Here is a 12,667-nt window from a genome sequence, read left to right as displayed (position 1 = left end):
CTAGTTTTCATGCGCTTTGTACAACCCTTGTACAACCTGTACAAAACCTTATGCATAAAAAATTTATATTTATACAATTGCTATTATGTGGGTAAATATATATTATAGAAGAAAGCCGACTATTCGACAGATTCCACATGGTGTGGATAACTTTATACAGTGATAGTGGAAATGATGTCCACAAGTTGTCCACAGTTTGTGGATAAAAACCAACTGTGGAAAAGTAATTAAGAGTGAAAACAAAAATATAATATCAAAGAATTCGGCATGATGCAATGAATTTTCGAAACTTATCCACAATCACTACACCTTGTGGAGAAAAGTTTTCCACAACACAAGATAGTGTGCATGAGTTGTCGATAAGAAATGGAAAAGTAGAAAAATGTCGAAAAAACTTATCCACAAAGGTTTAAGAGAAGAATTTGAATAAAAAAGAGGCTTTTTATAACATTTATTGTTGTAGTTTTGTTCAGTAACGATGCGATCGCAGCTGGTAGAGAAAGAAAAAGAGATGAAAAGGAAAAATTTTTTCTTTAATAAATCAATGAATTTTATTGATTAGGTATAGACAATTGGGTTATAAAGATATTAGAATGAAGAAGATTGAGTAAAACAGATAATGAAACCAAGAGATTGAAAATTTTATTTTTTAAATAACATTGACATCTTCTTAGTCTTTTCATTATAATTGCAAGGACTGTCTTTTTCAGTTATTCCTCGAGGAGGTGTTTATAGATGAAAAGAACTTACCAACCAAACAAACGTAAGCACAGTAAAGTACACGGTTTCCGCGCTCGTATGAGCTCAGCGAATGGACGTAAAGTTTTAGCTCGTCGTCGTCGTAAAGGAAGAAAAGTATTATCAGCATAATAGACCACTGACGCCAGTGGTCTTTTTTCGCTTTCTAAGGCTAAAATCACCTCTGTTCCTGTAGGGACTACATAAAAGCATGACCTGAAAAAGGGCAGGAGTTGTTAAAAATGAAAAAAAGATATCGTATAAAAAAGAATGATGAATTTCAAACCGTTTTTAAAAAGGGCAAGTCCGTAGCGAATCGCCAATTTGTCTTGTATGTTCTAGACAAACCGGATCAAGAACATTTCCGCGTAGGATTCTCCGTGGGCAAAAAGATTGGAAATGCCGTAACTCGTAATCGAGTTAAGCGCCTTGCTAAACAAATTATGTTTGAATTCACACCGTATTTAAAGCAAGACAAAGATTATATTGTAATTGCAAGGCAGCCTGCTGCAACAATGAGCTATGAAGAAATTAAAAGCAGTTTGCAGCATGTCTTTAAGCGTGGCAAATTACTTACACATAGACAAAACGATTAATAAACAATAGAAGAAAAGCCTTTAATAGCTGTTGTTTTTCTACCGCATCCTTATATAATGGATTTTGACGCACTTTCAGAATTGAAAGGTGAACATGTAGAAGGAGGAAAAACAGGTGAAGAAGAAGTTGTTTTTAGGGATAACGCTTATCTTTCTATTAACTGTTTTAGCGGGTTGTACGGAAATGAACCAACCTATTACAGATGATAGTAAAGGTTTTTGGAATGAGTATGTTGTGTATCCGCTGTCATTAGTCATCACGTATCTGGCGGAGGTATTTAAAAGCTATGGAGTTGCGATCATCGTTGTCACGATCCTGATTCGCTTACTTATTCTACCGCTTATGATCAAACAGATGAGAAACACGAAAGCAATGCAGATGCTTCAGCCCGAAATGCAGAAGTTAAAGGAGAAGTACAGTTCAAAAGATGCCCAGACGCAGCAGCAATTGCAGAAAGAAACGATGGCATTATTCCAAACTTACGGAGTAAATCCTTTAGCTGGGTGCTTCCCAATTCTAATTCAAATGCCCATTCTTATTGGGATTTTCCACGCGATTACACGAACTTCGGAAATCGCAAACAACAGCTTTTTATGGTTTGATTTAGGTGCGCGTGATCCGCTATTTATCTTACCAATTGTCGCAGGAATCACAACGTTTATTCAGCAAAAGATGATGATGGCCGGAAATGCAAATCAAAATCCTCAAATGGCTATGATGCTTTGGATTATGCCGATCATGATTGTGGTTTTTGCAATCAATTTTCCAGCCGCCTTATCTCTTTATTGGGTAGTGGGAAATCTATTTATGATTATTCAAACCTACTTCATTAAAGGGCCAGACTTAAAACAAGCGAATATTGAAGGGGTTAAAAAATGAACGAAATCACAATTACGGCCCAGACGATTGAAGCTGCTGTTCAAGAAGCATTAAATGCTTTAGAAGTAGAGCGAAATCAAACAAATGTAGAAATAATTGAACCAGGTAAAAAAGGATTTTTAGGAATCTTTAAGGGAAAACCCGCAGTTGTAAAAGTTACAAAAATAGTTGACCCTGTAGAGGAAGCGGTTCATTTTATTACAAATGTTAGCCGTGAAATGGGGATTTCGATTCATACGAACGTCAAAAAAACCTCCAGAAACTGCATAATTGAGATTAGTAGCGATTCAGCGGGAATGTTGATTGGAAAACATGGACAAACCCTCAATGCGCTCCAGCTTCTCACACAATTGGTAGCTAATCGATACAGTCAGCAATTTTTAAATGTTGTCTTAAATCCAGAAGGCTACCGGGAAAAACGAAAAGAAATGGTCGAAAAACTGGCATTAAAAATAGCTAATCAGGCGATTAAAACGAATCGATCTGTTCAACTAGAACCAATGCCTTCCCATGAAAGAAAAATGATTCACCAAGCGTTAGCTAAAAATTCTTTAGTTGAGACACAATCCGTTGGCAAAGAACCCAAAAGAAGTATTTTGGTTCAGCCAGTTGCCAAAAAGCACTAGCAAAATAAGCTAGTGCTTTTTTATGTGCTTATTTTTATCGATCCAGCGTTCAAAAAAAACAAGATGCATACGTTGTTATTCACATGTGGATAAGTTAAAATAGTACATACTGCCTGTTTTTCTTGCTGTGCATAACAGAAGAACGTTAGAGATGTTCCAAATCGGTGAATTGTGGTATTCTATTTATTTGGTTCGTACAAATCACGGGCCTTAAAATAGATGTTTTTGTTCGTAGAAAATTGTTAACGATGATAGTATATAACATCGTTTAAAATAAAAGGTTTATAAAATGAAATGAGGTGAAGTTGGTGCTAGATTTTGATACAATTGCGGCCATTTCTACACCAATGGGAGAAGGAGCTATTGCCATCGTCCGCCTGAGTGGTGAAGAAGCAATTACGATTGCAGATCGTATCTTTAAAAGCGTTTCGAATAAACGATTAACAGACGTGGCTTCTCATACTATTCACTACGGTCATATCGTAGATCCCAAGACGGAGCAAGTCGTTGAAGAAGTGATGCTTTCCATTATGAAAGGTCCTAAGACATTTACTAGAGAAGACATTATTGAAATTAACTGTCACGGAGGAATTGTATCCGTTAATCGTGTGCTGCAGTTAGTTATTGCAAATGGTGCCCGTTTAGCCGAGCCAGGTGAGTTTACAAAACGAGCATTTTTAAATGGTCGAGTAGACTTATCACAAGCAGAAGCTGTAATGGATTTAATTCGTGCCAAAACAGATAAAGCGATGAATATGGCAATTGGCCAAATGGAAGGGCGTTTGTCCAAGCTAGTACGTCATTTACGCCAGGAAATTCTCGAAACACTTGCCCATGTAGAGGTGAACATTGACTATCCAGAATATGACGATGTAGAGGAAATGACTCACCAAGTGTTGATCGAAAAAGCTTCAAATGTACGCCAAGAAATTGATAAGCTTCTTCAAACCTCTCATCAAGGGAAAATTTTAAGAGAAGGATTAGCTACGGTTATTATTGGACGTCCTAATGTAGGGAAATCTTCTCTTCTAAATAGTTTAGTGCAAGATGCAAAGGCTATTGTCACAGACATTCCTGGAACGACGCGAGATGTGATCGAAGAGTACGTTAATGTGCGAGGAGTTCCTCTACGATTAGTTGATACAGCTGGAATTCGTGAAACAGAAGATATTGTAGAACGAATTGGTGTGGAACGCTCCCGTCAGTATTTGAAAGAAGCGGATTTAATTTTGCTTGTGTTGAATTTCAATGAAGAATTAACGGACGAAGATAAAAAGCTATTTGAAGCTGTAGAAGGCATGGACGTTATTGTCATTGTGAATAAAACAGATCTTGAGCAAAAAATTAATCTAGAGGAAGTGCAGCAATTTGCTGGTGATCATCCAGTAGTGACGACTTCGCTTCTTCAAGAACAAGGAGTGGATCAGCTTGAAGAAGCAATCGCAGCTCTTTTCTTTGAAGGAACAATTGAATCTCAAGATTTAACATATTTATCTAATACGAGACATATTGCGCTTTTAACGCAAGCAAGAGGAGCTATCGATGAGGCCATCACAGGTATTGAAAGTGGTGTTCCAATCGATATTGTCCAAATTGATTTAACAAGAACGTGGGAACTATTAGGTGAAATTATTGGTGATGCTGTTCACGAAAGCTTAATTGATCAGTTGTTCTCTCAATTCTGTTTAGGAAAATAGATTATTAAAGGAGGCTACTATTATGCAATATGAAGGTGGACAATATGATGTTATTGTCATTGGAGCAGGTCATGCAGGATGTGAAGCGGCGCTTGCTTCTGCGCGTATGGGTGCTAAAACGTTAACGTTGACCATCAACTTAGACATGGTGGCGTTTATGCCCTGCAATCCTTCTGTAGGTGGTCCTGCAAAAGGTATTGTCGTACGTGAAATTGATGCTCTTGGCGGAGAAATGGGTAGAAATATCGATAAAACTCATATTCAAATGAGAATGTTAAACACAGGAAAAGGTCCGGCTGTTCGAGCACTTAGAGCTCAAGCAGATAAATTTGCTTATCAGCATGAAATGAAAAAAACGTTAGAAAATGAAGAAAACCTAACCCTTATGCAAGGCATGGTAGAACAGTTAATCGTAGAAGACGGTGTATGTACAGGTGTTGTCACTCAAACGGGAGCTGTGTATAAAGCTAAAACAGTTGTTATTACGACAGGAACATTCTTACGCGGGGAAATTATTTTAGGTGAACTAAAATACTCAAGCGGTCCTAACAATCAACAACCGGCTATTAAGCTTTCTGAACACTTAGAGGAGTTAGGACTGGACATGGTCCGTTTTAAAACAGGAACTCCACCTCGTGTTAATAGCTCAACTATCGATTACAGCAAAACGGAGATTCAGCCTGGGGATGATGTGCCTCGTGCTTTCTCATATGAAACAACACAGTACATTACAGATCAATTGCCTTGCTGGTTAACATATACAAGTGAACAAACGCATCAAATTATTGATGACAACCTCCACTTATCCCCTATGTATTCTGGGATGATTAAAGGTACTGGACCACGCTACTGTCCATCTATTGAAGATAAGGTTGTGCGCTTTAATGATAAACCGCGTCACCAAATTTTCTTAGAGCCAGAAGGACGAAATACGCAAGAAGTGTATGTTCAAGGACTATCAACAAGCCTTCCTGAGCACGTACAGCGTCAAATGCTTGCAACAATTCCTGGTCTTGAAAAAGTCCAAATGATGCGTGCGGGCTATGCTATTGAATATGATGCAATTGTTCCGACTCAGTTATGGCCAACGCTGGAAACGAAGAAAATTAAAAATCTTTATACGGCTGGACAAATTAACGGAACGTCTGGTTATGAAGAAGCTGCAGGCCAAGGTCTTCTTGCCGGAATTAACGCGGGAAGAAGAGCGCTGGAACAAGAAGAAGTCATCTTAGGACGTTCTGATGCTTACATCGGTGTATTGGTGGATGATTTAGTAACAAAAGGAACAAATGAACCGTATCGTCTGCTAACATCGCGTGCAGAATATCGTTTATTGCTTCGTCACGACAACGCTGATTTACGCCTCACTGAAATTGGTCGTGAACTAGGATTAATCAGCGATGAGCGCTATGCTAAATTTGAACAAAAGAAAGCGGAAATCGAGCAAGAGAAGAAACGTCTTTTCTCTTTTATTATTAAGCCGAATGAAGCTGTTCAACAACTGATTAAAGAAGCTGGCGGCAGCGAATTAAAAGATGGCATTCGTGCGACAGATTTACTTCGCCGCCCTGAAATGACGTATACTCATATTCATCAATTAGCACCAGCGGATGAGACGGTAGATCCTGAAGTAGCTGAACAAGTAGAAATTCAGGTGAAATACGAAGGGTATATTCAGAAATCACTTCAACAAGTTGAACGCTTGAAGAAGTTAGAAAACAAAAAGATTCCTGATTATATCGATTATGATGCAATTAACGGTTTAGCTACAGAAGCCCGTCAAAAATTAAACCAAGTGCGTCCACTAACGGTAGCGCAAGCTTCACGTATTTCTGGAGTCAACCCAGCTGATATTTCAATCTTGCTTGTTTATATTGAACAAGGGCGCATCGCTAAAGTATCAAATGATTAAAACTCTTAGGCGCGAAGAAAGGGAAACTCAATGAATATTCAACAGTTTCAACAGCTATTAGAAGAAAAGGGAATTTCTCTTTCTTCTAAACAGCTGAATCAATTTGAAAAGTATTATCAAGTTTTAGTGGAATGGAACGAAAAAATGAATTTAACTGCTATCACTGATCACGGTGAAGTGTATGAAAAGCATTTTTACGATTCTATTTCAGCTGCTTTTTTTCAAGACTTTACAGAAATTGAATCCATGTGTGATGTAGGGGCAGGAGCAGGATTTCCAAGTATTCCGATCAAAATTTGTTTCCCGCATTTGCATGTAACCATTGTTGATTCGTTACAAAAGCGTATTACGTTTTTGACGCATCTTGTAAATGAGCTTGAACTAGACAATGTCACACTATGTCATGATCGAGCTGAAACATTTGGTAAAAAAGAAACGATTCGCGAGTCATTCGATCTTGTAACAGCAAGAGCCGTGGCACGTATCTCGGTTCTTAATGAATTTTGCTTACCGCTTGTTAAAGAACAAGGACGCTTTTTAGCAATGAAAGGTGCTTCTGCCCCTGAGGAATTAAAAAATGGGGAAAAATCATTTCAAGTATTAGGTGGAAAAGTGAAGTCGATTGAACATTTCCAATTGCCTTTGGAGCAAAGTGAACGTTACATTATTTTAATAGATAAAATAAAGAAAACGCCTAAAAAATATCCTAGAAAACCTGGTACCCCAGTTAAGCTTCCATTAGAGTAGGCGGTAAATAGATAGAGAAGAAAATGTTTCATATGAAACATTTTCTTCTCTATATTTTCTGTTTAGAAAGCAGGATATGATTAAAAAACATCGAATTAGTTTAAGGCGGGATTTTCCTGAAGGTGGTGTGGGACTATGAAATCTGCTTTTTCACGTTTTTTTAATTTAAAAGAAAAAGATGAGGATATTCATGTAGAGATTGAAACTGTCCAAGATGAAAATGTCGAAAAAGTTTTAAGAGATGAAGTAAAACAAATTAGGGTTTCAAGTATTATTCCGAATCGTTATCAGCCGCGTACTGTGTTTAATGAAGCAAAAATTGAAGAGCTAGCTCTTACTATTCATACACACGGTATTATTCAACCTATTGTGGTTCGACCGACTGAGGGCGAAGAATACGAATTAATTGCTGGAGAACGCCGGTGGAGAGCTGTACAAAGCTTAGGATGGGATACGGTTCCTGCAATTGTGAAACATTTTAACGATACAGAAACGGCCTCTGTGGCTTTAATAGAAAACTTACAACGTGAAGAGCTAACGGCTGTCGAAGAAGCACTAGCCTACGCAAAGTTAATTGAGTTACATAATCTTACCCAAGAGGCATTAGCTCAACGTTTAGGAAAAGGCCAATCCACAATTGCAAACAAGCTTCGTTTGTTAAAGCTTCCTGTTGAAATACAAGAAGCAATCAAACAAAAATTGATTACAGAGCGACATGCGAGAGCGCTCATTCCCCTCAAAAATCAAGAAAAACAACTTCAAGTATTAGCTGAGATTATTGAAAAACAATTAAATGTAAAACAAACGGAAGATCGAGTAGTTAAATTGTTAGAAACGCAGGTTAAAAAGCCAAAAGCAAAAAGAAAAGCGTTTAGTAAAGATACGCGTATCGCAATGAATACAATCCGTCAATCGTTGACAATGGTTAGTGACAGCGGTATTTCATTAAACACAGAAGAAGAAGAGTTTGATGAATATTTTCAGTTTACTATTAAGATTCCGAAAAAATAAAGAAATAGCCCTCATCTTTTTTTGATGAGGCTTTTTTATCAAAGTTTTTCGTCAGAAAATTCAATGAACAATAAAACTGTCTGGACAAATGGGATGGAAATGAAAGTGGGTGACAACATGGGGAAAATTGTGGCAGTTGCGAATCAAAAAGGCGGGGTTGGAAAAACAACAACCGCTGTTAATTTAGGCGCTTGTTTAGCTGAACAAGGAAAAAAGGTTCTACTTGTAGACGGAGATCCACAGGGTAACGCTACGAGTGGAGTTGGCATAGATAAAGCAGATGTAGATGAATGTATTTACAATGTAGTAGTGGAAGATATGGAAGCCAAAAACGTTGTGCGTTCAACAGCCGTCGAAAATTTATCAATCATTCCCGCGACCATTCAATTAGCTGGTGCAGAAATTGAATTAGTGTCGACTATTTCACGTGAAGTTCGACTTAAGAGAGCTTTAGAAACGGTGAAAGATCACTTTGATTATGTTATTATTGATTGTCCCCCTTCTCTTGGTTTACTGACATTAAATGCGTTAACTGCAGCTGATTCTGTTTTAATACCTGTACAGTGTGAATATTATGCGCTTGAAGGATTAAGTCAATTGCTAAATACCGTTAGATTAGTCCAAAAACATTTGAACAATCAACTGCGTATCGAAGGTGTATTGCTTACTATGCTTGACGCACGCACAAATTTGGGACTCCAGGTAACAGCAGAAGTGAAGAAGTACTTTCAGGATCGGGTTTATCAAACGATTATTCCTCGAAATGTTCGTTTGAGCGAAGCACCTAGTCATGGTGAACCAATTATCTTATATGATGCAAGATCTAGAGGGGCCGCAGTTTATACGGAACTTGCAAAGGAAGTGATTTATAATGGCGAAAGGATTAGGGAAAGGAATTAATGCCTTATTTTCAGGCTTAGATGCACAGGCTGATGATTCAATTCAGGAAGTTGCTATTCACGAACTTAGACCCAACCCCTATCAACCACGTAAAACGTTTAATAAAGAAGCAATTAATGAGTTAAAGCAATCCATTTTACATCATGGCATTTTACAGCCTATTGTAGCTCGCAAAAGCATTAAAGGCTATGAAATCTTAGCGGGTGAAAGACGATTTAGAGCTGCTAAAGAAGCTGACCTTGCTACTGTTCCTGTCATTATAAAAGACTTTTCAGAAAAGCAAATGATGGAACTAGCTTTGTTGGAGAATTTACAGCGTGAAGATTTGACGCCAATTGAAGAAGCAACCGCTTATCAATTGCTTATGGATAAGCTCGATATGACACAGGAGCAACTTGCTACACGACTAGGAAAAAGCCGACCTCATATTGCTAACTATGTTCGCCTCTTGCAACTGCCTGAGGAAATTCAAACCCTCATTTCTACTAATGAATTGTCTATGGGACACGGGCGTACGCTAGTCGGTTTAAAAAATAAAGCTCTTCTACCTAAAGTAGTTGAAAAAATACGCAAGGAACAATTAAATGTCAGACAGCTAGAGGCTTATATTGCTCACTTAAATAAAGCCGTTCCACGTGAAACATCAAAAACCAAAAAAGATAAAGATTTATTCATAAAACAAAGTGAAACACAGCTCCGTGAGCGCTTTGGTACCTCCGTTCATATTACACAAAGCAAGAAAAAAGGAAAAATTGAAATCGAATTTTTCTCTAAAGAAGATTTAAACCGTCTTCTTGAATTATTTAATGATCTTTCTCAGACCAATAAATCTTCTGTATAAAAAAGGTTGTCCTAGTTTTAGGACAACCTTTTTTATTGTTTATAGTGTCTTACAGTTTGGTAAACCGGAGAAGCATTAAACTCTTTCTCTCGTTCGTTGTGTACAGTCTCAATGCTTTTCGCAATTAAATCGGCAATGCACATAACAAGATGAAGCCTCGTATTTTGCAAGACGAAAAACTCCATAAATCCGCTCACGTTGACAACCCCTGTTATATGAATATCCCCGACTGGCGGCAATTCTTTATTAACCCCTGCTCCTGGTTTAACGGGTCCTATTCCAAGTGATGCAGAGCCTACGCTTTTCATACGACCTAAACAAGCATCAATTCCAATAATAAAAGGATTCGGGAAAAGCTTTTGAATATGTTTTAACGTTTCTTTCAAATTAACAGCATGAACAGGCTCTTCTAACGTTCCAAAAATATGAAAAGATGAAACCTTTTTTTCATTCAGTTTCGTTCCGACTAATGGACCCAATGAGTCCCCAGTTGAACGGTCCGTTCCAATACATACAAAAACAATTGGTCTGTCTTTCTGTGCTGGAAGTAAAGATAGTAACTGTGTACTCAGCTTCTTTATAGCAGATTCTTCATCATGAAATACGCGGGTTGAATGTTGTGTCTTCTCAAAGAAGGGAGATTTTAAATTCATAGGGTCCACTCCTTATACATAATAGTAACAGTATACGAAGATTTTGAAGATTCTATACATATATTTCATAGATTGGGGGAAAATCGATGTGGAGAGCCGGGTGTAAATGGATATTCTTAATTATGGGAACCATGATAGGCGCTGGATATGCTTCAGGGAGAGAGCTATGGCAGTTTTTTGGCGAAGAAAGCGGACTTGCTATTTTTCTATTTTCTATTATTTTTGCGATTTCTTGCAATGTGATTATGCAAATCAGCTATCGCTACCGAACCAATCAATTTTACCCAGTGCTTATTGAATTAATAGGAAAGAAATGGGCTGCAGCCTACGACGTTTTAATCGTTTTTTATTTGTTTACGACGACGGTGATTATGATCGCAGGTGGCGGGGCGACATTAGAAATGTGGCATGTTCCTTACTGGTGGGGAATTGGTGCTCTTAGTGCGTTGATTGTCTTTGTTTTTTCAAGAGGATTAAGTGGACTGCTTTCTATCAATTCTTTCGTTATGCCAATCTTAATGATTGGACTAGCTGGCGTACTTCTTACATTTGTTTTACGTCATCCTGGAGTAACTAATTGGCATCTTCAGCATAATTGGCCTGCTGCTTTTACCTTTACGGCTTTGAATATTCTTCCTCTCGTCGCGGTATTATCTACAATTGGAAAGGAAATTAAAAGCAAAAAAGAGATTTATATTGCAAGTGTTGGCAGTGGTTTTTTATTAGGAGGTCTCTCCTTTATTTATAATGAATCACTTATTCAAGTTTCAGGGCTTCTTTCCTCTTATGAAATTCCATTATTCGCTATTCTTAAAGATTTTCCTTATATGATGACGTTTTTAATGAGCATTGTTTTGCTTATCGCAATTTATACGACAGCCGTTTCGGGAATTTTAGGATTGACCGCTCGTTTTCATACTGAAAAGGTGCAATCTCTTTGGAAACTGGCAGCCTGCTGGCTACTTTTAATGATTCCCTTTACAAAGGTAGGGTTTTCTACTTTGATTGCCGTTTTGTATCCAATGTATGGAATCGTCAATTTATTTCTAGTAACAGCCGTTCTGTTGTATCCATTTCGAAATCGCTACAAAAGTTCGTAGAAACTTGCTACAATAGGTTAAAACTTTCTCATATGCAGATTATGTTACGTTAGGAGCTACATGTAGTATGAATTCGTTGAAGTCGGTTTTTAAGAACGTGTTTGAGCCATTTTTTCAAGAAGAAACGTGGGCACATATTGGAGAGGGATTTATAAAAATTCTGTTGATTCTACTTATTTCCATGTTTTTAATTCGAATTGGAAAGAAAGCGTTAAATAAATTCGTAGAGGTTCGCACAAATAGCCCTCTGCGTATTTCTGAGCGACGAGAAGCTACGATGGTCCGTTTGCTTCAAAATATTTTTTCTTATGCCATTTATTTCGTTGCGGGAGTTATGATTTTAGAAACGTTATCGGTAGATGTCCGTGGATTGCTAGCGGGGGCTGGAATCGTAGGGCTCGCGGTAGGGTTTGGTGCTCAAAACTTAGTGAAAGACATCATCACGGGGTTTTTTATTATCTTTGAAGATCAGTTCTCCGTTGGCGATTATGTTCGAGTAGGAACATTTGAGGGGACTGTGGAAGAAATTGGGTTGCGCACCACGAAGATTAAGAGTTGGACAGGCGAAATTAATATTTTACCCAATGGCAGTATTGTAGAGGTCACTAATTTTTCGTTACATAACAGCGTAGCTTTCGTTGATGTAAGCATTTCTTATGAAGAAAACATACAAAAAGCAGAACAAGTGATTTTAGACCTGTTAGAAGAATTGCCAAGTCGCTATGAAGATATGGTGAAAACGCCTGAACTGCTGGGGGTTCAAAATATCCATGCAACTGAAGTCACAATGAGGATTACAAGCGAAGTAAAACCAATGAGACATTTCCATATTTCTCGTATGATTCGTAAAGAAGTGCGTACAAGGCTAAATGAACATGGAATTGAAGTTCCATTTCCACGTATGGTTATGTATAATCGTACAGAAGAAGCACAGCATTCGTCGACGTTGAAAGGGACATAAGGAGG

The 12,667-nt window shown here is 37.9% G+C and carries 13 protein-coding genes; 12 read left to right on the top strand and 1 reads right to left on the bottom strand.

The features are described from left to right. Window positions 1-735: 735 nt before the first annotated feature. The 10 genes from rpmH to CEQ83_RS25710 all read left to right on the top strand — a co-directional run bounded on the left by rpmH (window position 736) and on the right by CEQ83_RS25710 (window position 9,948). Window positions 736-870: a 50S ribosomal protein L34 gene (gene rpmH / locus CEQ83_RS25755; protein ID WP_013059930.1), complete on the top strand. Its 135-nt coding sequence runs from the start codon at window positions 736-738 to the stop codon at window positions 868-870. 110 nt (window positions 871-980) lie between these two features. Continuing rightward, the gene (gene rnpA, locus CEQ83_RS25750; protein WP_013059929.1) at window positions 981-1,334 is read left to right on the top strand and encodes a ribonuclease P protein component; all 354 of its coding nucleotides are present in this window, start codon (window positions 981-983) and stop codon (window positions 1,332-1,334) included. A gap of 115 nt (window positions 1,335-1,449) precedes the next feature. Further along, window positions 1,450-2,214, top strand: a complete 765-nt coding sequence (spoIIIJ, locus tag CEQ83_RS25745; protein WP_028411912.1) for a YidC family membrane integrase SpoIIIJ — start codon at window positions 1,450-1,452, stop codon at window positions 2,212-2,214. Then, entirely contained in the window at window positions 2,211-2,840 is a 630-nt protein-coding gene (jag, locus tag CEQ83_RS25740) for an RNA-binding cell elongation regulator Jag/EloR (RefSeq protein ID WP_028411913.1), read from the top strand. The genes spoIIIJ and jag overlap by 4 nt, the downstream gene beginning before the upstream one ends. A 308-nt stretch (window positions 2,841-3,148) precedes the next feature. Further along, window positions 3,149-4,537, top strand: a complete 1,389-nt coding sequence (gene mnmE / locus CEQ83_RS25735; protein WP_028411914.1) for a tRNA uridine-5-carboxymethylaminomethyl(34) synthesis GTPase MnmE — start codon at window positions 3,149-3,151, stop codon at window positions 4,535-4,537. 22 nt (window positions 4,538-4,559) lie between these two features. Continuing rightward, window positions 4,560-6,449, top strand: a complete 1,890-nt coding sequence (mnmG, locus tag CEQ83_RS25730) for a tRNA uridine-5-carboxymethylaminomethyl(34) synthesis enzyme MnmG (RefSeq protein WP_013059925.1) — start codon at window positions 4,560-4,562, stop codon at window positions 6,447-6,449. Window positions 6,450-6,479: 30 nt separating this feature from the next. Then, window positions 6,480-7,196 (top strand): 16S rRNA (guanine(527)-N(7))-methyltransferase RsmG, encoded by a 717-nt coding sequence (gene rsmG / locus CEQ83_RS25725; protein ID WP_013085565.1) that lies wholly within the window; start codon window positions 6,480-6,482, stop codon window positions 7,194-7,196. 135 nt (window positions 7,197-7,331) lie between these two features. After that, window positions 7,332-8,207 carry a nucleoid occlusion protein gene (noc, locus tag CEQ83_RS25720; RefSeq protein ID WP_013059923.1) on the top strand — a complete coding sequence of 292 codons (876 nt, stop codon included), beginning with the start codon at window positions 7,332-7,334 and terminating at the stop codon, window positions 8,205-8,207. 117 nt (window positions 8,208-8,324) lie between these two features. Then, window positions 8,325-9,107, top strand: coding sequence for a ParA family protein (locus CEQ83_RS25715; RefSeq protein ID WP_013059922.1), 783 nt, complete (start codon window positions 8,325-8,327; stop codon window positions 9,105-9,107). Next, window positions 9,079-9,948 carry a ParB/RepB/Spo0J family partition protein gene (locus CEQ83_RS25710; protein ID WP_013059921.1) on the top strand — a complete coding sequence of 290 codons (870 nt, stop codon included), beginning with the start codon at window positions 9,079-9,081 and terminating at the stop codon, window positions 9,946-9,948. The genes CEQ83_RS25715 and CEQ83_RS25710 overlap by 29 nt, the downstream gene beginning before the upstream one ends. A 32-nt stretch (window positions 9,949-9,980) precedes the next feature. On the opposite strand, the gene yyaC is transcribed toward CEQ83_RS25710, so the two are convergent. Further along, a complete protein-coding gene (gene yyaC, locus CEQ83_RS25705; protein WP_028411915.1) occupies window positions 9,981-10,601 on the bottom strand; it encodes a spore protease YyaC in 621 nt (206 codons plus the stop codon). Between the two features lie 86 nt (window positions 10,602-10,687). On the opposite strand from yyaC, the gene CEQ83_RS25700 reads away from it, so the two are divergent. Together CEQ83_RS25700 and CEQ83_RS25695 are read left to right on the top strand one after the other, a co-directional pair. Then, window positions 10,688-11,701: a YkvI family membrane protein gene (locus CEQ83_RS25700; RefSeq protein ID WP_028411916.1), complete on the top strand. Its 1,014-nt coding sequence runs from the start codon at window positions 10,688-10,690 to the stop codon at window positions 11,699-11,701. A 67-nt stretch (window positions 11,702-11,768) separates the two neighbouring features. Continuing rightward, window positions 11,769-12,662, top strand: coding sequence for a mechanosensitive ion channel family protein (locus CEQ83_RS25695; protein WP_028409761.1), 894 nt, complete (start codon window positions 11,769-11,771; stop codon window positions 12,660-12,662). Window positions 12,663-12,667 lie beyond the last annotated feature (5 nt).

The sequence above is a fragment of the Priestia megaterium genome, assembly GCF_009497655.1.
Taxonomy (GTDB): domain Bacteria; phylum Bacillota; class Bacilli; order Bacillales; family Bacillaceae_H; genus Priestia; species Priestia zanthoxyli.
The sequence above is the reverse complement of the archived record's forward strand: the minus strand, read 5'-3'. Positions and strand labels throughout refer to the sequence as shown.